Raw genomic sequence first — 20,229 nt, 5'->3', positions numbered from 1 at the left:
TGACCAAACTCTGCGGCAACCAAGTCCGCATCATCCCCCTCTGACCAGTCGGCCCGCCCGGAGCACGCATCGCACTGCTGGTCCTGTGCCCCATCCGTGCCCAGCAGCAGGGAACTCCACCGGCCGAGCAGGCCGTCGTGTCGCAGCAGTGAGTGACGTCACCAAAGGCCGGAGGTCCGGCCGGGGAGAGTCAGGCGGCGATGAGGTCCTGCTCTCGGTCCGGCGTTCCGGCCTTGGGCTGCTTGTTCGGCAGGGAGAGCCGGAAGACCTTGTGCCACGCGGAGAACACCTGCTTGGGCAGCGGGCCGGTGACGTACTCCAGCTCGTACTTCTCGAACAGTGCGCGCACCTTCACCGCGACCTCGGCGTACCGGTTGCTCGGCAGGTCCGGGAACAGGTGGTGCTCGATCTGGTGCGACAGGTTGCCGGTCATGAAGTGCATGGCCTTGCTGCCGCTGATGTTCGCCGAGCCCATCATCTGGCGCAGGTACCACTGACCGCGTGTCTCGCCCGTGATCGACCGGCGTTCGAAGACCTTTACGCCCTCGGGGAAGTGCCCGCACATGATCACTGAGTGGGTCCAGATGTTGCGGACCAGGTTCGCGGTGAACGTGGCGGCGAGCGTGGTGAGGAACGAGGGGCCCGAGAGCAGCGGGTGGATCACGTAGTCCTTGAGCACCTGCTTGCGGATCTTGCGGCCCACGGCCCTGGCCCGCGCGCGGAACTCCGGGTTCTTGCGGCGGCGCTTGTGGAGGTTCTTGCCGAGCTCCAGGTCGTACGCGGCGATGCCGTACTCGAAGAAGCAGGCGTTGAGGAAGTTCCACAGCGGCTGGCCGAGGTGGAAGGGGTGCCACTTCTGGTCCTCGTCGACGCGCATGATGCCGTAGCCGAGGTCGTTGTCCTTGCCGATCACGTTGGTGTACGTGTGGTGCAGCTCGTTGTGCGAGTGCTTCCACTGATCGGACGGCGAGACGTGATCCCACTCCCAGGTGGTGGAGTGGATCTTCGGGTCGCGCATCCAGTCCCACTGGCCGTGCAGGACGTTGTGGCCGATCTCCATGTTGTCCATGATCTTCGCCACGGACAGCCCGGCGGTGCCGATCAGCCACGCGGGCGGGAAGATCGAGAACAGCAGCACACCCCTGCTGACCAACTCCAGCTTGCGCTGCGCCGAGATGATCCGCCGGATGTAGGCGGCGTCCTTCTCGCCGCGGTCGGCGATCACCTCGTCGCGGATGGCGTCCAGCTCGCGTCCCAGTTCCTCGATCTGCTCTGCGGTCAGGTGGGCGGTGGGGTCGATGGCGGTCAAGGTGCTCCTACCGTTCGATGTCGCAGGGGCCCGCCGCGGCGGACACACAGGTCTGGATGAGGACGCCCGGCTCGGCCTCGGTGATCTCGCCGGTACGCAGGTCGCGGACAGCGCCGGCCTTGAGCGGCGTGACGCAGCCGAAGCAGATGCCCATGCGGCACCCGGAGGGCATGAGGACGCCGGCTTCCTCGCCGATGTCCAGCAGCGGCGTGGCGCCGTCCGCGTCGACGGTCTTGCCGGTGGTGCTGAACGTGACCTCGCCGCCGTCGCCGACGACGGCGATGCCGGGGCGGAAACGTTCGGTGTGCAGGCGCTCATGGACGCCGTGCTCTCTCCAGTGCTCCTCGGCGGCGTCGAGCAGGCTCGCGGGCCCGCACGCCCAGGTCTCGCGCTCGGCCCAGTCGGGCACGAGCTCTTGGAGACGGGCGATGTCGAGCTTGCCGTCCGTGTCGGTGTGCACCTCGGTGAGCCGAAGCTTCTTGTCCGCGACCAGGCCGTGCAGTTCGTTGCGGAAGATCACGTCCTGAGGCTGTGGCGCGCAGTGGACCATGACGACGTCGTCGAACGCGGTGTCGCGCAGCATGCCCATCACAGGCGTGATGCCGCTGCCGGCCGTCAGGTAGAGCACCTTGGCGGGCTTGGTCCGCGGCAGGACGAAGTCACCGGTCGGCTGGTCGATCTGGATCAGCGTGCCCGGTTTCGCCCTGCGGACCAGGTGGTTGCTGACCTTGCCGTCGGGGATCGCCTTCACGGTGATCGTGACGCGGCCGTCCTGGCGATTCGTCGGTGAGGTGATGGAGTAGGCACGCCACAGACGCACTCCGTCGACGTCGACCCCGATCCGCACGTACTGGCCGGCTGTGTGGCCGCGCCAGCCCCGTCCTGGCCTGATCACGACAGTCGCGGCGTCATCCGTCTCGGGGTGTACGGCCTCGATGCGCCCACGGAGGTCGGCGCCCGCCCGCAGTGGGCTGACCAGGTCGAGGTAGTCCGACGGCAGCAGCGGCGTCGTGACCATCTCCAGCAGTTTCCACGCCCTGCTGCGGAGGGCTGTACTCGTCATGGCTCCAGCTTGCTGTACTTCACGGTGTAAAGTCCTGACCGTAAGACGTGAATCTGGTCGGCCGAATTGTTCGCAGGGAACAAAAAGTGAGTCATGCAGTCCGGAGGGCCAGCGAGCTGGCTCTGGATGAGACGACGGTCACCGCACTTCGGGCCGCGTTGAAGACCACCGCCGACGAGGTCGTCCAGGCGATCATCGACGAGGTCCCGTCCTACGCCAACGCCCTTTCGGGCCGCATGGGCGGCACCATCCGCCGGGCCGTCCGCACCGCCCTGGGGCACTACCTGGACCTTGCGAGCGGGAACGCCACAGGCGGCGACGGCGATGACGCAGCCTACGAGCTGGGCCGCGGCGAGGTGCGCGACGGGCGTTCGATGGACGCCCTGCTCAGCGCCTACCGCGTCGGCGCCCGCGTGGCCTGGCGATGCCTGGCAGCGGGTGCCGTACCCGCTGGGCTGCCCGCCGCCGAGGTCGCCAAGTTCGCCGAGCTGACCTTCGCCTACATCGACGAGCTCTCCGCCGCGAGCGCTGCGGGCCACGCCGACGAACTGGCCGCCCGGGGCAGGGCCCACGAGCGCCACCTGGAACACCTGGCCCGCGAGCTCCTCGCCGGCGCCGGCTCGGACGTGCTGCTGGCCTCCGGCCAACGGGCCGGGTGGCAGCCTCCGGTTTCGCTGACCGCGGTGCTGCTGCCCGCCGCCCAGGCCCGACCTGTCTACCGTGCGCTCGACCCGAGCACCCTCGTCCTCGACGATCTGCCGGATGCCACCGGTGTGCTGCTCGTCCCCGATGCAGACCGGTCACGTCTCCTGCGGCAGCTGACCGACCGCGCCGCCGTGGTCGGCCCGGCCCGGCCGTGGACCCGCGCGTCCGCCTCGTACGCACGAGCCCTACGCGCGCGCTCCCTTTCCCCTGACATTCGCGACACCGAGGACCACCTGCCCGACCTGGTGCTCAGCGCCGACGCGGACGCGTTCGCAGACCTGCGCGCCCGAGCCCTCGCACCGTTGCAGACCCTGCCTGCCGCAACCGCACGACGGCTGGAGGAGACGTTGCGGGAGTGGCTGCTGCACCAGGGAAGGCGGGACGAGGTCGCGGCGGCATTGTTCGTCCATCCCCAGACGGTCCGATACCGGATGTCGCAGCTCCGGGAGCTGTTTCCCGATCTCGCATCACCACACCGGGTCCTTGAACTGACGCTGGCGGTCGGCCTCCGGGTCAGCTGACGCGTCACCCGTCCACCGCCGCGTCCGCGAGCGGTCGTCCCAGGGGCCACCGCCGTCCTGCGGCGGCCCGTACCTCCCTCCCGGCAGCCGGTCGGACGACCGGTCGGGGTCCACCTGGCACACCGCGCGAGGGATGATGGGGTGGAGTACGAAGCGTGAGGTCAGGAGCTCCCATGCCAAAACTGGTTCACCGGCCTCGTGAGGACGCGGAGTTCGATTTCATCCTCGGGAGAAGCGAGGTTCCGGTTCTCGCGTACTTCACCGGGGCATGGCCCAAGGCCATCGAGCCCTGCCGGGTGATGGATGTCGTCGTGGGCGACATCGCCGCCGCGTACACGGGCCGCCTGACGGTCGTCCGCACCGACATCACGCGTTGCCCGGCGGCAACCGAGCGATACGGGATCACCGGAGCCCCGTCCTGCCTCCTGCTGAAGGAGGGAACGGCGGTGGCGCACGGCACGGGGCCCATGACCGTCGACGAGGTACGGAAGTTCCTGGACGATCACCTCTGAGCGGCCGCTGCGGCGCCCGGACCGCCGCAGGGCGGTTTGAGGGTCGTGCGTGAGACCGTGCTCAGGTACTGGCGGGACCATGCAGCCCCCGGCCAGAGCTTCGCTTCGTGGGTGCGGCCTCCGATGTAACCCCCGAGACCGCCGGGTCATCGGCCCGGGCCTTCGTTGCTGTCCAGACCTCTCGGGGCGCGTGTGTGTGCCATTCACGTGCCGCAATCGCCCTCACGGCGCGTCAGTTCGGGCTCCCGGGCCGCCCTCCCCCGGCGTGGTGAGGCTTGCGCACAGCAGGTCCAGAAGGGCGGTGGCCGCAGGGCTGGAGGGGCCGTCCGTTCGCCAGGCCAGGGCGACCCGGCCGCGTAGCCGCGGTTCGGTGATCTCCAGTGTCCGCAGGCCGAGGGCCGCCGCTGCGTCGGCTGGGAGGGCCGGGATCACCGCCACGCCGAGGCCGCGGGAGGCGAGGTGGGCGAGGAACAGTGGAGCGGCGGCCTCGAAGGCGATGCGGGGCTGGAACGCCGCCTGCCCGCACGCGCGATCGAGTACCCCGCGCAGTCCTGTGCCACGCGGCAGGCTGATCAGCGAACGATCGCGGAGCTCGGCCAACGGAATGCTCGTGCGCTCCGGGGGCGTGAGGGCCGGGTCGTCCAGGGCCACGCCTGCGACCAGGGGTTCGTCGACCAGGAGCTGGGCGGAGATGCCCGGCGGGGGCTCCTCGTCCGCGAGTCCGATCACGGCTATGTCGAGCTCCCCGCGATTCAGTTGGGTGAGCATCCGCTCCGAGGTGTCCTCGGTCAGGGCGATCTCGACTTGGGGGTGGTCCTCGTGGAAGCCGGCCAGTACGGCGGCCAGGTCGAACTCTTGGGATGCCGCGGCTGCGCCCGAGACCAGGCCGAGGGTGACGTGACCACGCAGCAATCCGGTGAACTCGTCAGCGATCTGCCGTACCGCTTCGACGGCACCGAGCGCGGCACGCGCGTACGGCAGTACGGCCTCACCCACCTCCGTCAGGGTCACCGACCGGCCGGTGCGGTCGAGCAGCGGGTGTCCGAGTTCTCTTTCGAGCTGACGCACCTGTGCGCTCAACCCCGGCTGCGACAGGTGCAGTCGGGCAGCGGCGCGGGTGAAATTGGCTTCCTCGGCGACCGTGACGAAGTACCGCAGCTGCCGAATGTCCATAACTGCTCATTCTAGTTGTGAGTCATACAAACTCTTGGACTTATGACGAGGCTGCCGAGAGCCTTGAGGCCATGAGGAACACGTCGCACCGGAGACCAGTAGCGGACATCAAGGCCGCGATCGCAGCCGAACGCCGGGAGCTGGCAGTCGTGTTGAACGGCTTGTCGGACGAGGAGTGGGACGCTCCGAGCCTGTGCGAAGGCTGGCGGGTACGGGAGGTCGCGGCCCACATGACGATGGGGTTCCGGTACTCCCTCCCCACCATGGCGTGGGAACTGGTCAAGGCACGAGGCAGCCTCCACCGGATGACCAGCCGGTGCGCCCACAAGGACGCGGCCGCCCATTCAACGGCGGAGCTCGCCGCCTTCCTCGGCGACAACGCGCACCACCCCTGGAAACCGCCGGTCGGCGGGATCGAGGCTGCCCTGGGCCACGACGTCGTCCACGGCTTGGACATCACGGTCGCTCTGGGCCTCGGCCGCCGGGTTCCCGAGGAGCGCCTGCGCATTCTCCTGGGGAGCATCGACGCCAGGACCCTCACCTTTTTCGGTGTCGACCTGAGCGGCATCGAACTCAGCGCCGACGACCTCGACTGGTCCTTCGGCACCGGCACGCGCCTGTCCGGCTCCGCACAGGATCTCCTCCTGCTCGCGTACGGCCGACGGCTCCCGCCGGGGCACCTCCACGGCGAACCACGCGACCGCTTCCTCGCCGGGCAGGGGTGACGGAGCTGCGTCTACGTCTCCTCCGCGGGCCGTGTCCGTGCCGGAGGCTCTGGCCACCGGCCCCGGTCGTACGGGGTCCCGGTCGTGACACGGCATCATGCACGCATGATCACTGTTCACCTGAAGTACGAGATCGACGCCGACAAGCTCGAGGATTTCGAGGAGTACGGTCGCCGCTGGGTCCGGCTCGTCAACCGGTTCGGTGGGACGCACCACGGCTACTTCCTGCCGAGCGAGGGCGACAGCGACATCGCCTACGCCCTGTTCTCCTTCCCCAGTCTGGCCGCGTACGAGCAGTACCGCTCGGACAGCATGTCCGACCCGGAGTGCCAGCAGGCGTTCGAACTGGCTCGTGAGACCCGCTGCATCAAGCGCTACGAGCGCCGGTTCCTCAGGCCGCTCGACGGCCCGTCCAGGTGAGGATCCTGCAACGCTCCCCGTTCTCCGGAACCGATCTTGCTGAGACAGAACCCGGACACGCGCAGGATCATTTCAGGATCGCCCCGGCCATAGTGTCATCAGTGCAAGCAGGAAGCACCGACCGAAAGCCGCTGGAGATCATGATGCGTTCGCGCCTCGCCGCCCGTTCCGCCCGCCTCGTCCTCGCCGCTGCGGCTGTGACGGCCCTCGCCGCCACCTCCACCGCCTGCAGCCCCGACGACGCCGAGGACACCGGCAGTTCGCCGGCTGCCTCCGCCTCCGCCGGCAAGACCGACAGCCCCTCCGCCGGCGAGAGCGTCTCCGCGAGCGCGTCCGGTTCCGGCGGCTCCTCCGACTCCGGCAGCTCCGATGCCAAGACCGAGGCCTCCGGCGACGGTGACAAGAGCGGCTACGGGCAGTCCTGCGGCACCAACGACCTGGACTTCAAAGTCACTTCGGAGACCCAGGCCGGCGGCTACTACCTCGTCACCGCCAAGGCCAAGTCCGGTATCACCTGCTACCTGGACGTCAACACGCCCAGCGTGTCCTTCGGCTCCGGTGACGAGGGCCTCGCCTCCCCCGTCGGACAGGGTGGCGAAGACCCGATCAAGCTCACCGGCTCCGCCGTCGCCTACACCGGTATCAGCCCCAAGACCACCAACACCGATGGCGGTGTGGAGTTCGAGAACGTCATCATCTCCGTCACCAACGACGACCCCAACCCGGCCGAGCTCAAGCTCCCCGACACCGCCACCGTCGACAAGCCCATCGTCACCAACTGGGCCACCGACCGCGCCGAGGCCGTCCCCGTCATCGTCTGACGAACCCGACCCGCGCCCTCGGCACCGCGCTTCTTCGCCATGGTGTCCGACGGCCGTCCGGCACCTCTCTCAGCGCCCCGGCACCGAGGTGAGGAAGTCCAGGACGAGCGGGCTCGCGACGGTGCGGAACTCCTCGAAGTAGGCATGGCGCGCTCCGGGGATCATGTGCAGCCTGGCGCCCGGAATGCGGTTCGCGAGCAGTGGGGCGTTGGCTGCGGGGTTGAGCAGGTCGTCGCTGCCGTGCACGACCAGAGTGGGTGCGCCGACACCGGGCAGGAGCGCCCAGGCATCGTGCTGGTTACTGGCCGCCAGATGACGGCGCTGGGCGTGGGCGGGCATGCCCGGGTCGCCGAGCGTCCGGTACGGGCCGGCGTGTGTCGCCAGCCAGGCCGGGGTGTACATCAGCTCCAGGAGGGCCTGGCGCGCCGCCCCCGGTTGCTGCTGGACCAGCGACCTCCGCACATCGTTGCCGCGTTCCACCCCGTGCGGTCCCCCGGGTGACGTACAGCCGAGAACCAGGGCGCGCACCCGGTGCGGATGGCGGGCCGCCAGCTGCTGGGCCACGCGTCCGCCCATGGACGTACCGTAGACGTCGGCCCGGTCGGCACCGAGGTCGTCGAGCACCGCGATGACGTCCTGGGCGAAGAGCTCCGTGCTGTAGGGCGTATCGGGTTTGTCGCTCTCCCCCGTGCCTCGGTAGTCGAGGGTGAGCATGCTGCGGGCCGCGTGGAAGTCGTCGCGTACCCCGTCCCACCAGTGGTGGTTGTTCGCTTGCCCTGCCAGCAGGACCAGCGGAGTTCCGGCCCCTTCGCCCCGGATCTGATAGGCGATGCGGACCCCGTCAGGCGTCGTCGCGTACGGCACTACTCGTCACCCGCTCCATGAGAAAGCTCCAGGCGCTGTCGCTGCCTAAGGTATGCGCATGCCCGAACAGTCGAACGGCGTACCGCCCGCGCTCTATCCGGAGCTGATCGCATCAGGTGGCCTGGCGGAAGCGCTGGCCCGCGAGGCTGCGCGGCACGGGCGGCGTACCGGACCGCCGGAGCCCGTCGAGGGGTACGGTCCCGCGGTCGCCGCCTGCTGGGCGCATGGAGAGTCACGGTTCGCGGCGTACGCGACCAACGCCGACGTACGCGAGTTCCGCATCCAGATCGCCGGGGACTCCGGACGGCATTGGGCCGCCTTCGGCAGCACCGACGACCTCGCGGTGGTCGAAGCCGTCCTGCACGCCGTGCGTGAGGGGGCGTCGATCGGCCAACTGCGGCGCGAGTGGGCCCTGCTCGCGGCGAGCCCGCTGGAAGCGGCCCCGCCGGGGAGGGTCGTGCCGACCGCATGGCGGCTGACCCTGGAGCGCTCACCCACGATCAGGCTGGGCGATGCCGAACTGGCCGAGGCCCTGTACGCGCAGCCCGCCCTGCGCGTGTTCTTCCCGTTTCCGTCGCACGGGGCGTTCAGCCTCCTCAGCAGTACAGCTGACCCCTTCTACGAGGAAGTTCCCGGGGCGATGCCGACCGTCGACGGACTGTGGAACGTGGTTCTCCGGTGGTCGCGCTGGTCACCGGACATTCCGGCACGCGTGCTCGGATCCCGCCTCGACGCCCGCGAGGCCGCGGCGCTGATAGCGGCGAACGTTCCCGCGGGAAGTGGCCCGGCGGTCGAAGGAGGCTGGCCGGAGCCGCCGCCGCTCAGGACGCCTGTGGCCGGCGCCCTCGACGACTGACGCTTACGCCTGACACCTGACACCTGACACCTGACACCTGACGCCTTGCGCCTTACGCAGACAGCGCAGGGCACGCCGGGAACAGCAGGCCCGACCGGCGCGGTTGCACCCAGGGACCGGTGCCGCACGGGCGGGGAACGACACGCGGGCCACGAGGCCGTACGCCCCCGCCAGGACCCGGACCCAGGATCGCGGTACGACCGCCGCGCGCCCTGACCACGACGTACATCCGCAGGAGGACTGTTTCCATGACCGACCGGCCCTTGACGCTCATGGCGGTACACGCCCACCCCGACGACGAGGCCACCGGAACCGGAGGGGTCCTCGCCCGGTACGCGGCGGAAGGCATCCGCACGGTTCTCGTGACCTGTACCGACGGCGGCTGCGGTGACGGGCCGGGGGGTGTCAAACCAGGTGAACCCGGGCACGATCCGGCCGCCGTCGCCCAGATGCGCCGCCGTGAACTGGCGGCGAGCTGCGACGTCCTGAAGATCAGCGACCTGGAGATGCTCGACTACGCCGACTCCGGGATGATCGGCTGGCCGAGCAACGACGCCCCCGGATCCTTCTGGCGTACCCCCGTGGAGGAAGGCGCCGCCCGGCTCGCGGAGCTCATGCGGCACTACCGGCCCGATGTGGTCGTCACCTACGACGAGAACGGCTTCTACGGCCACCCCGACCACATCCAGTCCCATCGCATCACGATGGCGGCGCTGGAGATGACCGAGCTGACGCCGAAGGTGTACTGGACGACGATGCCCCGCTCGGCGATGCAGCGGTTCGGGGAGACCATGCGCGAGTTCGGCGAGGACATGCCGGAGCCGGATCCCGCCGAGGCCGCCGCGATGGCCGAGATCGGCCTCCCCGACGAGGAGATCAGCACCTGGGTGGACACCACCGCGTTCAGCGGCCAGAAGTTCGACGCGCTGGCCGCGCACGCCAGCCAGGGCGAGAACATCTTCTTCCTCAAGATGGGCAAGGAGAGGTTCGGCGAGCTGATGGGTGTGGAGACCTTCGTACGCGTCAAGGACGCCACCGGCGCGGACGTACCCGAGAACGACCTCTTCGCCGGACTCCGCTGACCCGCGTGCGGCGGGGCCCGCACATCCCGCACGCACCACGCACCACGCACCACGCACCGCAAAAGCACACGCACACGCAGACGCCCCGCACACGCTCCGCCGGAAGGGCGTCTTCCCGCCGGGACGGCCTTCCGGGGATCAGTCCGGTGTCGGCTGCCAGGAGTCCTGAGCGGCCTGTGCGGTGGGGTGGGTCGGGAAGACCCGGTCCAGGCCGACGATGCGGAAGATCCGGCTGACGCGGTCGGGGACGGCGGCCAGGGCGATCGTCGCCTCGGCCGCCAGTGCGTAGTTGCGGGCGGCGATGAGGGCGGTGATCCCGCTGGAGTCGCAGAAGGTGATGCCGGTGAGGTCCAGGACGAGCTGCTGACCCGGCCGGATGCCGAGTCGGGGCAGCGCCGCGCGGACCTCGGGTGCGGTGCGGTGGTCCAGGTCCCCGGCGAGCTCGACCACCGCTCCGGCAGGGGTGGTGCGGGTGTGGAGGGTCAGGTGCTGGGTCACTGCTGCTCTTCACCGGTGGGTCGGGGCACATGGACGGCGAGGACGGCGGTGTCGTCGTCCACCCCGGTGCCGAACGTGTCGAGCAGGTCGCGGACCGCGCCGACGGTGGCCGAAGCGGTGGTGGGAGCCAGGGAGCGGGCGAAATCGAGGAACGCGTCGTCCCCGTACCGGTCCGCACCTCCGGCGATGGTGTGGGCTTCGGTCAGGCCGTCGGTGTGCAGGAGCAGGGTGTCACCCGGGGCGAGACGGACCGTGGTGGTGGCGATGTGGGCGTCGGGCAGGACGCCGATCAGTTGTCCGCCGGGGGTGGGCAGGTAGTCCGCTGTGCCGTCCGCGCGCATCAACAGGGCCGGCGGGTGTCCGCCGCTGGCCAGGGTGATCTGGAAGCCGCCGAGGTCGGGGTCGGGGGTGAGCACCCCGAAGACGACGGTGCAGAAGCGGGGGTCGGTGCCCGTGTACTCGTGGTTGAGCACCGTGTTGAGGTTGGCGAGGACGGCTGCCGGGTCGGGGTCGTAGACGGAGGCGGCACGCAGGGTGTAGCGGGCCAGGGAGGTGACGGCCGCGGCCCCTGCGCCCTTGCCGCACACGTCCCCCAGAAAGAGGCCCCAGGTCCCGGCGGCCAGGGGGAAGAGGTCGTAGAAGTCGCCGCCCACCTCGTCGACGGAGGCGATGTGGTAGTGCGCGGACACGTCGAGACCGGGCACGTTCGCCAGGGCCGGCGGCAGCAGGGTCTTCTGCAGGGTCGTGTTCAGGAGCTTCAGCCGGTCGCGCTCCAGGTCGGCTTCCTGGCGGGCCCGCAGCAGTTCCGTCTCGTAGGCCCGGCGGTCGCGGGCGTCGAAGACGGTCGTACGGACGAGCAGGGGCTGACCGTCGCTGCCGGTCCTGACCGTCGAGGTGATCATGACGGGCAGGCGGGAGCCGTCGGCGGCCTTCAACTCCAGGGCGATGCCGCTGATCTCGCCCTGCATCCTCAGCAGGGGGGCGAAGTGCGTCTCGTGGTAGAGCCGGCCGCCCACGGTCAGCAGGTCGGAGAAGTGCTTGCGGCCGACCAAGTCACCACGCTCGTAGCCGAGCCAGTCGAGCAGGGTGGTGTTGATCTTCGCGATCTGTCCGTCCAGGAGAGTGGACAGATAGCCGCACGGGGCGTGCTCGTACAGGTCCTCGGCGCTGTCCTCCAGCAGTGCGGAGAACTGTGTCCGGTCCTCCTGCGGTGCCCGGCCCTCGCGGGGGTCCAGGCTGTCCGGGTCACCCGTACCGGGCATCACCGGGCGGTTCCCGCGAACGCGGCGATCGCGGCCGCGGTCTCCTCCGGGGCGGCGAGCTGGGGGCAGTGCCCCGTCGCGTTCAGCGTGAGCAGCTCGCTGCCCGGTATCTGCGCGTGCACGTACGCGCCGACCTCCGGCGGGGCGATCGCGTCCAGGGAGCACTGGGCGACGAGCGTGGGTACCCGCACCGCGGTGAGGTCGGCCCGGTTGTCGGACAGGAACGTCACCCGGGCGAAGACCCGGGCGATCGCGGGGTCGGTACGGCAGAAGCTGTTGGTCAGCTCCTCAGCCAGTTCCGGCCGTCCCGCGTTCCCCATGATCACCGGCGCCATGGCACCCGACCAGCCGAGGTAGTTCGCGTCCAGCGACTCCAGCAGCTCGTCGATGTCCTCGGCGCTGAACCCGCCCCGGTAGCCGGTCGCCGGGTCGTCGACGAAACACGGGGAGGGGGCGAGCAGCACCAGGCCGGAGAACGCGTCGGGCTCGCGTGCGGCGGCCAGCACCCCCATCATCGCGCTCACCGAATGCCCGACGAACGTGACCGGGCCCAGCGCCAGCTCCCGGCACAGCTCCAGCACGTCGTCGACGTACCCGTCCAGCGACCCATGACGCTCCCGGCTCCACGCCGAGAGCTGCGAACTTCCCGAGCCCACATGGTCGAAGAGCACCACCGTGAAGTCGCGCTCCAGCGTCGGCACCACCAGGCGCCACAGGTTCTGGTCACAGCCGAACCCGTGCGCCAGCATCACCACGGGTGCGCCGGCCCGCCCTGTCACCGTCACATGGTTCCTGCTGCGCACATCCATGCATCACATCCTCGCAGACGGCTCCGGAACACCCGGATGATCACATAGGGGACGGGCCTGGCGGCCGGGGGCAGGGGACGTGGGTGCCGCCGGGACGGTGAGAGCGGGCCGGGGCAGGGGGCGTACAGGGGCGGAGTGGGAGCCTCCGCTCCCGGTGCACAGATCCGCCCGCGCAGGAGTGAAACATTTCCCGGCACTCACCGCATCTGAAGGGGGGTAGGGGAGAGGGGTGGCGGATGAGGCAGTCCAAGGAGAGCGCCTTCCGTGAGTTCGCGGAAGCCCGCATGGGGCATCTGTTCCGTTCGGCGTGCCTGCTGACCGGCGGGGACACACACCTCGCCGAGGACCTCGTGCAGGAGACGCTCGGCAAGATGTACGCGGCCTGGGGGCGCGTGTCACGTGTCGGGAACCCGGCGGCGTACGCGCAGACCGTGCTCGTGCGGTGCTATCTCGGGCACCGGCGGCGCAAGTCCGCGGGGGAGCGGCCGAGCGGCGAACTGCCGGACCGTGCAGGGCAGTCGGCCGGGGACGCGACCCTGAGGATGACGCTCATCGAAGCCCTGCGCGGTCTGCCGCCCAAGGACCGGGCGGTGATCGTGCTGCGTTACTGGGAGGACCGCTCGGTCACGGAGACCGCGGACGCGCTGCACGTCAGCTCGGCGGCGGTACGCACCCGCAGCACCCGTGCGCTCGCCCGGCTGCGTGAGCAGCTCCAGGACTCCGTCGGCGAGCTGGCCGCGCCCTGAGCCGGCCGGTCTCCCCCTTCACTCTCTTCGTTCCTCTCTTTTCTTTCCTTTGTTCTTTTCCACAGATGTGGGGACGGTGGTGGACGGCATGCAGGAAAACAGTGCTGAGAAGGACCGGGACGCCTTCGAGGGCGGGCTCGGCGCGGCGATGAAGGAGGAGGCGGAGGCGTTCTCCGTCGCGGGACGCCCACTCGTGGACGGCGGGATCACACGCGGCCGGCGCCGGATGGTGCTGCGCCGCAGCGCCACGGTGACCGGGAGCGTGGCGGCGCTTGCCCTGATCGGGCTCGGCGGGTCGTACGTCACCGGGGGCATCGGCACGTCGCAGGGCGGCGGCAACGGGGCGGCGGTAGGTGCGCGGGCGTCGGAGAACACCGGCGAGGCCGCAGGCAGCCCCCCCGGGCAGCAGGTGATCAGTACGCTCGAAGAACTGCTGCCGGAGGCGAAGCTCAGCAAGCAGCCCAGCGGTGGCGGCACCCCCGCGGGCGTCCGGAAGCGCTCGTCCCAGTCCTCGGCCGCGGTCGTGTACGACGACGGCCATGGGAAGGCCGCCCTGTCGGTGAGCCTCGACCGGCAGAACCCGAAGGAAGTGGCCGAGGGCGACCTCGCCTGCCCGGACAAGAACTTCACCCCCTTCGAGACCTGCTCCGCCAAGACCCTGACGGACGGATCACGCCTCGTGCTGTTCAAGGGCTGGGAGTATCCGGACCGGCGCGAGGAGACGAGGTGGTGGTACGCGGACCTGCTGACACCCGAGGGCTACCGGATCTCGGTGCACGAATGGAACGCGCCCGCGGAGAAGGGCGCCCGCGTCAGCCGTCCCGCACCGCCCCTGTCGCTGGACCGCATGAAGCGACTCGCCCAGGCCGAGGAGTGGCGCCCCCTCCTCGCGTCCCTCCCCGAACCCGAGGCGTCGGCGCCCCGACCGCCCGCCCCGGAGGGCCTGAGCGGTGACGTGATCCTGAGCCGGCTGACCGAGCTGCTGCCGAAGGGCCTGACGGTGAAGGAGTCCGGGAAGCAGGAGGCGGAGTACGCGTACGTCGTGGTCGACGACGGCCAGGGCAAGAGCTTCGTGCAGATCAACGTCCAGCCGGGCATGTCCGATGTCGTGGAGGAACTCTTCGGCGCCGAAGCCGAGGTCCTGGAGGACGGCACGAAGGTCGTCACGCATCAGGGCCCGGGCGAGAAGGGCGGTGCGGGCGTGAAGATGAGGGAGGTCGACACGATCCGTCCCGACGGCCTGCGGGTGGTGATCTCCGCCTTCAACGCGGCGAACCAGAACGAGGCGGCCTCCCGGGAGGAGCCCGCCCTGACCCTCGACCAGCTGAAGAAGATCGCCACGAGCGCGGTGTGGCTGGGCTAGGGACTCCCTTCCGGATCGGGCAAGGGTCGGGACACAGCCCCGGCAGGGATCCGGCACGGACCGGACACGGACCGGACATGGATCAGGCATGGATCAGGGACTGTCCTGATCCATGCCTGATCCATGCGTACGCAGGCCGCCGGTGCGGGAGGGCTCTCGCTCAGCGCACGGGGAAGCCGAAGGAGTACCCCTGCTCCTTCAGCCAGGGCAGCACCTGGCGCAGAGCCCCGACGGTCTGAGCCCGGTCCCCGCCCGCGTCGTGGAAGAGGACGGTCGGCCCGTTGGCGATCTCGCTCTTGACGGTGGCGACCATGGCGTCGACGCCGGGACGCTCGAAGTCCTTGGAGTCGACGTTCCAGCCCAGCGGCCGCATCCCACGGGAGGCGGCGAGCTTCCGGCTGTACGGGGTGAAGGCGCCGCCCGGGGCCCGGTAGTACTGCGGGCGTACCCCTCCGGACGCCTCGGTGATCATCCGCTCGGCATCCAGGATCTGCTGGGACTGGTACGCCTCGGACTTGGAGTCCATGGCGGTGTCGTGCGAGATCGTGTGGTCACACAGTCGGTGCCCGTCCGCGACGACCTTCTTGACGAGGTCCGGGTAGGCCTTGGCCTGCGTACCCACCATGCAGAACGTGGCCTTCACACCGTTTTCCTTGAGCAGTTGGAGCACCTGGGGCGTCCAGGTCGGGTCCGGCCCGTCGTCGATGGTGATGTTGACGCCCCGCTCACCGCGATCCGAGGCGTGCACGATCTCCTCCGACACGGCGGCCGCGGGCCCGGTGTCCGACACACTCGCCTGCGGCTTGCGCGCGCCGGCGGGGTCGGCCTGCGCGGACCACACCGAGGTGGCCGCGGCCAGCGCCGTCACCCCGAGTCCCGCTGCCAGAAGCCGGCTGTGCCATCCCCTTCCCTTGTGCTTCGCCATGTCTGCCCGCCCCTTTGCTGCCTACGCCGATGCCGTGCCCTCATGTAGCCACACGAACGACCCTGCGGGGACCCCCTGTTACCGATCGCGGACGAACCCGCAGGAGGGTGACGACAAACGGAGGAGTTCCGCCACATACGCAGGTCGGAGGGCGTTCGGGGGCCATACAGCTGATCGCCCACACCGAACGCCCGCTGCTCACCGCTCCTTGACACCCCGTCGTACACCGCCGAGGCCGGCGGAACGGGGAAGAGCCCGTCAGCATGCTGACGGGCTCCCGCGAAAGGTGAGGCTCAACCTGCCATCAGGTCAGATCGTCGGTGTGTCGTCGACGATCTCCTTGTGCGGCTCGACGACGAACTTCCAGCCGTCGCTGGGCTCCAGGAACCGCACCCGGGTCGGGTAGATGTCCAGGGCCCGGCGGTCGCGGTTCTGGTTGTTCGTGTTCTTCCGCCCCCGAGCCGGCTCCTCGTACAGGTCGACCTTGACGTCGGGCACCGCGACGGTCTCCTCGCTCCAGCGCTGGACGACTCCGGCACCGAATGCGTCCCGCGCGGAGGAGTAGAGCGACTGCAGGGATTCCTCGCTCCCGTTCGGAACGAAGAGGGCGAGGTTCAGGAGGACACCGGCGCTCTGGAGGACCTCGATCTCCTCCCCTGCCTTGTCGGCGATCCAGACCCCGGGCTCTTCGGCATTGTCCGGGAGGACGGAGACCTGCTCACCGAAGACCGTCCTCGCGAAGAAGGACCCACCCTCGAACTTCTTACCCGGCTCCGTGAGGAAGGCCGGTGCGTAGCAGTCGAGAGGAAGGCCATCCATCCCCGCCGAGACGAAGATGCTGTCCTGGAGGCCCAGCTCAGAAACCTCTTCGGCCGTAAGACGTCGAGCCGTAACCTTCTCGGTATTCACGCCATTCCCCTTTTTTCGTGGCGTCCTGTGAATTCATAAGAACTCTACCACGAAAACGATCACACATCGGCCCTTCGGGCGCTTTCCCACACCCATCCGACGTCACCCATCTTGCCGTCAATTCTGCCCAGAGGAAGGCGAGATGACTCCTACCGCATCCCGAGCGGAACGCGATCGCGCGGATAAATGCGGCGATATTCGCGAGATCTCCATTTCGCTTCCGAACACCCTTTTCAGCAGCCACATCGGCCCGTCGGTGTGAATTCCGCCGGAGCTGCGGAGCTACGCCTGCGCGATGTCGGGCCCGCGCAGTCGGGCCATGAATCCACGTCACGCCCGGCGCCCCTCGGACGGCCCCGCCGGGCCGCCCGCCCACGCGCGCACTTCGGTGCGGACGACGGGCCCCGCCCTCTTGCCACCACCCCCTTGCCACCATCGACTTACAGCCGTAGCCTTACGCTCGTAAGGTCGATGGGGCGTCAGGATCCGGCCGGGCGTGACCGTCGGCGTGCCATGCACGAGCCCAAGAACGAGAAGCGAGAGAAACAAGGAGGACGTCATGGCAATCTCATCCGACGCCATCGCGCGTGAGGGGGTGCCTCGCACTCCCCTGGCGGTGACCGTCTCCGCCTGGGCCGCCCCGTTGCTGGTGCTTACCGGGTTCGCGTTCGTCGCGTTCGTTCCCGTGCTGATCGCGCTGGTCGCCGCTCTCGCCCGGGCCCGCGACACAGGGGTCAAAGCGGTGGCCGCGGTCCTCGCCGTCGCCTATGCGGTCCCGTTCGTCCTGTGGCGGGCGCGGCCCGACGGTGCGCCGAGCCTCTCGAAGGACATCCATCCCGGCTTCGTCGGGTTGATCGTCGCCATATCCGCGGCGCTCCTCCTCACCATCCATGGCGTGCGTCGGCGCTGATTGCGCCCTGTGCGTCGTGCGTCCACAACTCGCCCTGTCCAGAGCCCCTTTACGGAAGGAATCCACTCCATGTCCGCCACCCGGTCCGGCCTCGTCACCCGCATCGCCGCGCTCGCGCTCTCACTCGCCGCTGCAGGCAGCGTCCTCTCCGCCACCGCCTCGCCCGCCGAGGCTGCGTCAGGTCACGCGCTGAGCGGCCGTCACGACGCCGGGCTCACGTGCCGTGGGCAGGGTGTCGACCCCGACGCCCTCGTCCGCTACCGGTCCGAGGTCTTGATCGACGCCCCGCTGAGCACCGTCTTCAGGACCCAGACCGACGTGGAGCAGTGGCCGTCCTGGCAGGCCGCCGTCCTCACCAGCGAGCGGCTCGACTCCGGTCCTCTGCGCGCGGGCTCCTCCTTCAGGTGGACCACCCCGGTGCCCGCCACCCCGTCGACGCCCGCCACCACGCTGGAGATCACCTCCACCGTCCACCAGCTCCAGCGCAACCACTGCGTCCGGTGGACCGGGCCGGCGGACGGCGACGGCATCCACATCGACGAGGGGACCCATGTGTGGACCTTCACGAAGGTCAAGGGCGGGGTCCTCGTGCGTACGGAGGAGACCTGGACCGGGGAGCAGGCCGAGGCCGACGTCCCCGTCTCGACCGAGGCGCTCGGAGCCGGTCTCGAGATCTGGCTGAAGGACCTCAAGGCCGCCGCCGAATCCCGCGCCTCCTGCTGACCCCGTAGTCCGCGTGTGGAGAGCCGGACGGCGTCCGGCCGGGTGCACGGGCAGCATCCTCCGTCGGGCGAGCCATGTGCGTACGCCTACCTCTACGCTGGGGCCCGCCAGGTGTTCGATTGACGAGCAGTTACGGAACGGGGCATGCGGTGACGGCGGGGGAAGCGAACGGCAGGGAGCTCGTAGGGGCACTGCTCGGGGGGCGTTACCGGGTGACCGCGCTGATCGGGCGCGGTGGCATGGGCATCGTCGCCCGGGCGGTGGACGAACTGCTCAACCGGGAGGTCGCCGTCAAGGTCCTGCGGGCCTACACCGACGCCTCCGGAACCGAACTGGCCGATCTGCGGTTCCGGATGCAGCGGGAGGCGCAGGCCGCTGCCCGGATCCGGCACGGCGGCGTGGTCACCGTGCACGACGTGACGGAGGAGCGGGGCCTGCCCGTCATCGTCATGGAACTCGTCGACGGGCCCTCGCTCGACGACGTACTGACGGAGCGCGGGGCGCTGGATCCGCGCGAGGCCGCGGCGATCGGCGCCAAGCTGATGGACGCGCTCCACGCGGCGCACCGGGCCGGCGTGCTGCACCGGGACGTGAAGCCGGGCAATGTCCTGCTGGAGCGCGGCGGGCGGGTCGTGCTCACCGACTTCGGCATAGCCAGCATGGAGGCCGCCGGCGACGAGGCCATGGCCAAGCTCACCCAGAGCGGCCAGCTCGTCGGTTCGCTCGACTATCTTCCGCCGGAGCGCGCGCAGGGCATGGAGCCCGGTCCCGCGTCGGACGTCTGGTCGCTCGGCATGACGCTGTACGCGGCGGTGGAGGGGGCGCCTCCGTTCCGCCGTCCGTCGGCGTGGTCCACCTTGTCGGCGATCGTCACCGAGCCGCTGCCGGAGCCCCGGCGTGCGGGGCCCCTCGCTCCGGTGCTGCGGGCACTGATGGACAAGAACCCGGAGAGCCGGCCCACCGCCGACCAGGCGCGCGAGATGCTGGAGCGGGTGGCCGCGGGCAGCTCGGAAGGCCTGGCACCACTCCCATCACAGGCCTCGACGCGTATGACGCCGGTGCAGACCGCGCAGTCCCCCGCACCGACGCCGGTGCAGGACCCCGCCCCCGTACAGACATCCGCGCAGCACCCCGTCCGGACGCCGCCCCAGGGGGTCGTCCAGACACCGCCGCCCGGGTTCGGTCCGCCGCCGTTCGTCGCGGCCGCCCCGCAGCCTCCGTACACCGGGTATCCGCCGCACGCCCAGGCGCCCGCCTTCCCGCAGCCCGGCGATCCGACGGTGAGCGATGCTCCCGGCACGGGCCGCACCGCGGCCCGCCGTTCGCGGCGCCGCGGCCGCGCTGTCGTCGCCGCGGCGGCCGCCGTCGTGCTCGTCGGGGGTGGAGTGGCGTACGGCCTGATGGGTGATGACGGCGGTACGAGCAGCGAGGAAGCAGGGCCGGCTCCGCTCGGGGTCAGTTCGCCTGCGGGCGGCAGTCGGCCGAGCGGTGGCGACCTGGCCACCGGGGCCGCCACCCCGAGCGCCTCGCCGTCCGAGAGCTCCTCGAGGGGACCGTCCGGGGTTCCCTCGGAGCAGTCGGGCCGGACCGAGGGTTCCGGCGACAAGGCCGGCGACGCGGATCCCGCGACGTCGCCGAGCGCCGGCGGCGGCACGGCCCCGAAGCCGTCCGCCTCCTCGAAACCGTCGGCCTCGCCCACGACCGGGTCCGGTCCGGTCTCGACGAGTTGCAACGGCTGGGGCCACCAGAACCCTTCGCCGGGCACCTACGGCTACATGTCCGGCACGTACTACATAGTCACCGGGCCGTACCAGGCGTGCTCGGGCGTGGCCCAGGCCAAGTCCGGTACGAAGCTCTGGTACCACTGCTACGTCGTCAACGCGTACGGCAACAAGTGGATCCATGTGCGGGTCGACGGCGCGAGCACCTCGGGCTGGATGTCCGGCGACAACCTCACCGGCCAGGTCGGCTCGTTGGCCCGCTGCTGAGCGGGCGGCAGCAGTTCAGCCCATCGCCATGCGCAGGCCCAGGCC

General features: G+C 70.0%; 21 protein-coding genes. 12 read left to right on the top strand and 9 right to left on the bottom strand.

Features of this window, described 5'->3' with window-relative positions; genetic code table 11:
- Positions 1-190 precede the first annotated feature (190 nt).
- The gene (locus JKV81_RS17985) at positions 191-1,309 is read right to left on the bottom strand and encodes a fatty acid desaturase family protein (protein WP_129264480.1); all 1,119 of its coding nucleotides are present in this window, start codon (positions 1,307-1,309) and stop codon (positions 191-193) included.
- Positions 1,310-1,316: 7 nt separating this feature from the next.
- Positions 1,317-2,372: a ferredoxin reductase gene (locus JKV81_RS17980; RefSeq protein WP_202076777.1), complete on the bottom strand. Its 1,056-nt coding sequence runs from the start codon at positions 2,370-2,372 to the stop codon at positions 1,317-1,319.
- A gap of 86 nt (positions 2,373-2,458) precedes the next feature.
- Between JKV81_RS17980 and JKV81_RS17975 the strand changes: the two genes are divergently transcribed.
- Together JKV81_RS17975 and JKV81_RS17970 are read left to right on the top strand one after the other, a co-directional pair.
- On the top strand, positions 2,459-3,598 hold the full coding sequence (locus JKV81_RS17975; RefSeq protein ID WP_129264482.1) for a PucR family transcriptional regulator: 1,140 nt from the start codon (positions 2,459-2,461) through the stop codon (positions 3,596-3,598).
- 173 nt (positions 3,599-3,771) lie between these two features.
- Entirely contained in the window at positions 3,772-4,110 is a 339-nt protein-coding gene (locus tag JKV81_RS17970; protein WP_129264483.1) for a thioredoxin family protein, read from the top strand.
- A 222-nt stretch (positions 4,111-4,332) separates the two neighbouring features.
- Here JKV81_RS17970 and JKV81_RS17965 read toward each other — a convergent pair whose 3' ends face one another.
- The gene (locus JKV81_RS17965; protein WP_129264484.1) at positions 4,333-5,283 is read right to left on the bottom strand and encodes a LysR family transcriptional regulator; all 951 of its coding nucleotides are present in this window, start codon (positions 5,281-5,283) and stop codon (positions 4,333-4,335) included.
- Between the two features lie 71 nt (positions 5,284-5,354).
- Between JKV81_RS17965 and JKV81_RS17960 the strand changes: the two genes are divergently transcribed.
- From JKV81_RS17960 to JKV81_RS17950, 3 genes are all read left to right on the top strand, one after another.
- Complete coding sequence (locus JKV81_RS17960) at positions 5,355-6,008, top strand: maleylpyruvate isomerase family mycothiol-dependent enzyme (RefSeq protein WP_129264485.1); 654 nt, start codon at positions 5,355-5,357, stop codon at positions 6,006-6,008.
- Positions 6,009-6,113: 105 nt separating this feature from the next.
- Positions 6,114-6,428: an NIPSNAP family protein gene (locus JKV81_RS17955; protein ID WP_129264486.1), complete on the top strand. Its 315-nt coding sequence runs from the start codon at positions 6,114-6,116 to the stop codon at positions 6,426-6,428.
- Positions 6,429-6,571: 143 nt separating this feature from the next.
- Positions 6,572-7,249 (top strand): DUF4232 domain-containing protein, encoded by a 678-nt coding sequence (locus tag JKV81_RS17950; protein ID WP_129267052.1) that lies wholly within the window; start codon positions 6,572-6,574, stop codon positions 7,247-7,249.
- Between the two features lie 69 nt (positions 7,250-7,318).
- On the opposite strand, the gene JKV81_RS17945 is transcribed toward JKV81_RS17950, so the two are convergent.
- Positions 7,319-8,113, bottom strand: coding sequence for an alpha/beta fold hydrolase (locus JKV81_RS17945; RefSeq protein WP_202076776.1), 795 nt, complete (start codon positions 8,111-8,113; stop codon positions 7,319-7,321).
- 58 nt (positions 8,114-8,171) lie between these two features.
- On the opposite strand from JKV81_RS17945, the gene JKV81_RS17940 reads away from it, so the two are divergent.
- Both JKV81_RS17940 and JKV81_RS17935 read left to right on the top strand, forming a co-directional pair.
- Positions 8,172-8,969, top strand: coding sequence for a DUF6193 family natural product biosynthesis protein (locus tag JKV81_RS17940; protein ID WP_202076775.1), 798 nt, complete (start codon positions 8,172-8,174; stop codon positions 8,967-8,969).
- 248 nt (positions 8,970-9,217) lie between these two features.
- On the top strand, positions 9,218-10,051 hold the full coding sequence (locus JKV81_RS17935) for a PIG-L family deacetylase (RefSeq protein WP_202076774.1): 834 nt from the start codon (positions 9,218-9,220) through the stop codon (positions 10,049-10,051).
- Between the two features lie 138 nt (positions 10,052-10,189).
- Here JKV81_RS17935 and JKV81_RS17930 read toward each other — a convergent pair whose 3' ends face one another.
- The 3 genes from JKV81_RS17930 to JKV81_RS17920 are packed head-to-tail and all read right to left on the bottom strand — an operon-like array spanning position 10,190 to position 12,620.
- Complete coding sequence (locus JKV81_RS17930) at positions 10,190-10,549, bottom strand: STAS domain-containing protein (protein ID WP_202076773.1); 360 nt, start codon at positions 10,547-10,549, stop codon at positions 10,190-10,192.
- A complete protein-coding gene (locus JKV81_RS17925; RefSeq protein WP_202076772.1) occupies positions 10,546-11,811 on the bottom strand; it encodes a PP2C family protein-serine/threonine phosphatase in 1,266 nt (421 codons plus the stop codon). Before JKV81_RS17925 ends, JKV81_RS17930 begins: the two co-directional genes overlap by 4 nt.
- Positions 11,811-12,620, bottom strand: coding sequence for an alpha/beta fold hydrolase (locus JKV81_RS17920; protein WP_202076771.1), 810 nt, complete (start codon positions 12,618-12,620; stop codon positions 11,811-11,813). The genes JKV81_RS17925 and JKV81_RS17920 overlap by 1 nt, the downstream gene beginning before the upstream one ends.
- Before the next feature lie 236 nt (positions 12,621-12,856).
- Between JKV81_RS17920 and JKV81_RS17915 the strand changes: the two genes are divergently transcribed.
- Positions 12,857-13,366, top strand: coding sequence for a SigE family RNA polymerase sigma factor (locus JKV81_RS17915; RefSeq protein ID WP_129264493.1), 510 nt, complete (start codon positions 12,857-12,859; stop codon positions 13,364-13,366).
- Positions 13,367-13,454: 88 nt separating this feature from the next.
- Entirely contained in the window at positions 13,455-14,729 is a 1,275-nt protein-coding gene (locus JKV81_RS17910) for a hypothetical protein (protein ID WP_202076770.1), read from the top strand.
- Positions 14,730-14,889: 160 nt separating this feature from the next.
- Here the strand turns inward: JKV81_RS17910 and JKV81_RS17905 are convergent, their stop codons facing one another.
- Together JKV81_RS17905 and JKV81_RS17900 are read right to left on the bottom strand one after the other, a co-directional pair.
- Positions 14,890-15,654 carry a polysaccharide deacetylase family protein gene (locus JKV81_RS17905; protein ID WP_202076768.1) on the bottom strand — a complete coding sequence of 255 codons (765 nt, stop codon included), beginning with the start codon at positions 15,652-15,654 and terminating at the stop codon, positions 14,890-14,892.
- A gap of 309 nt (positions 15,655-15,963) precedes the next feature.
- Positions 15,964-16,563 carry a hypothetical protein gene (locus JKV81_RS17900; RefSeq protein WP_124277781.1) on the bottom strand — a complete coding sequence of 200 codons (600 nt, stop codon included), beginning with the start codon at positions 16,561-16,563 and terminating at the stop codon, positions 15,964-15,966.
- A gap of 559 nt (positions 16,564-17,122) precedes the next feature.
- On the opposite strand from JKV81_RS17900, the gene JKV81_RS17895 reads away from it, so the two are divergent.
- The 3 genes from JKV81_RS17895 to JKV81_RS17885 all read left to right on the top strand — a co-directional run bounded on the left by JKV81_RS17895 (position 17,123) and on the right by JKV81_RS17885 (position 20,184).
- Positions 17,123-17,473 carry a hypothetical protein gene (locus tag JKV81_RS17895; RefSeq protein WP_129264496.1) on the top strand — a complete coding sequence of 117 codons (351 nt, stop codon included), beginning with the start codon at positions 17,123-17,125 and terminating at the stop codon, positions 17,471-17,473.
- A gap of 69 nt (positions 17,474-17,542) precedes the next feature.
- Positions 17,543-18,196, top strand: coding sequence for an SRPBCC family protein (locus JKV81_RS17890; RefSeq protein ID WP_129264497.1), 654 nt, complete (start codon positions 17,543-17,545; stop codon positions 18,194-18,196).
- Positions 18,197-18,345: 149 nt separating this feature from the next.
- On the top strand, positions 18,346-20,184 hold the full coding sequence (locus JKV81_RS17885) for a serine/threonine-protein kinase (RefSeq protein ID WP_307820567.1): 1,839 nt from the start codon (positions 18,346-18,348) through the stop codon (positions 20,182-20,184).
- Positions 20,185-20,229 lie beyond the last annotated feature (45 nt).

Source organism: Streptomyces silvae, from assembly GCF_016745505.1.
Taxonomy (GTDB): Bacteria; Actinomycetota; Actinomycetes; order Streptomycetales; family Streptomycetaceae; genus Streptomyces; species Streptomyces silvae.
This window is presented reverse-complemented; position numbering and strand designations above follow the sequence as displayed.

Bases quoted from the DNA above. Each gene is read 5' to 3' on its own strand.
- JKV81_RS17980 (WP_202076777.1), bottom strand. From the start codon at position 2,372: ATGACGAGTACAGCCCTCCGCAGCAGGGCGTGGAAACTGCTGGAGATG.
- JKV81_RS17970 (WP_129264483.1), top strand. From the start codon at position 3,772: ATGCCAAAACTGGTTCACCGGCCTCGTGAGGACGCGGAGTTCGATTTC.
- JKV81_RS17965 (WP_129264484.1), bottom strand. From the start codon at position 5,283: ATGGACATTCGGCAGCTGCGGTACTTCGTCACGGTCGCCGAGGAAGCC.
- JKV81_RS17960 (WP_129264485.1), top strand. From the start codon at position 5,355: ATGAGGAACACGTCGCACCGGAGACCAGTAGCGGACATCAAGGCCGCG.
- JKV81_RS17955 (WP_129264486.1), top strand. From the start codon at position 6,114: ATGATCACTGTTCACCTGAAGTACGAGATCGACGCCGACAAGCTCGAG.
- JKV81_RS17950 (WP_129267052.1), top strand. From the start codon at position 6,572: ATGCGTTCGCGCCTCGCCGCCCGTTCCGCCCGCCTCGTCCTCGCCGCT.
- JKV81_RS17940 (WP_202076775.1), top strand. From the start codon at position 8,172: ATGCCCGAACAGTCGAACGGCGTACCGCCCGCGCTCTATCCGGAGCTG.
- JKV81_RS17935 (WP_202076774.1), top strand. From the start codon at position 9,218: ATGACCGACCGGCCCTTGACGCTCATGGCGGTACACGCCCACCCCGAC.
- JKV81_RS17925 (WP_202076772.1), bottom strand. From the start codon at position 11,811: ATGCCCGGTACGGGTGACCCGGACAGCCTGGACCCCCGCGAGGGCCGG.
- JKV81_RS17920 (WP_202076771.1), bottom strand. From the start codon at position 12,620: ATGGATGTGCGCAGCAGGAACCATGTGACGGTGACAGGGCGGGCCGGC.
- JKV81_RS17915 (WP_129264493.1), top strand. From the start codon at position 12,857: ATGAGGCAGTCCAAGGAGAGCGCCTTCCGTGAGTTCGCGGAAGCCCGC.
- JKV81_RS17910 (WP_202076770.1), top strand. From the start codon at position 13,455: ATGCAGGAAAACAGTGCTGAGAAGGACCGGGACGCCTTCGAGGGCGGG.
- JKV81_RS17905 (WP_202076768.1), bottom strand. From the start codon at position 15,654: ATGGCGAAGCACAAGGGAAGGGGATGGCACAGCCGGCTTCTGGCAGCG.
- JKV81_RS17895 (WP_129264496.1), top strand. From the start codon at position 17,123: ATGGCAATCTCATCCGACGCCATCGCGCGTGAGGGGGTGCCTCGCACT.
- JKV81_RS17890 (WP_129264497.1), top strand. From the start codon at position 17,543: ATGTCCGCCACCCGGTCCGGCCTCGTCACCCGCATCGCCGCGCTCGCG.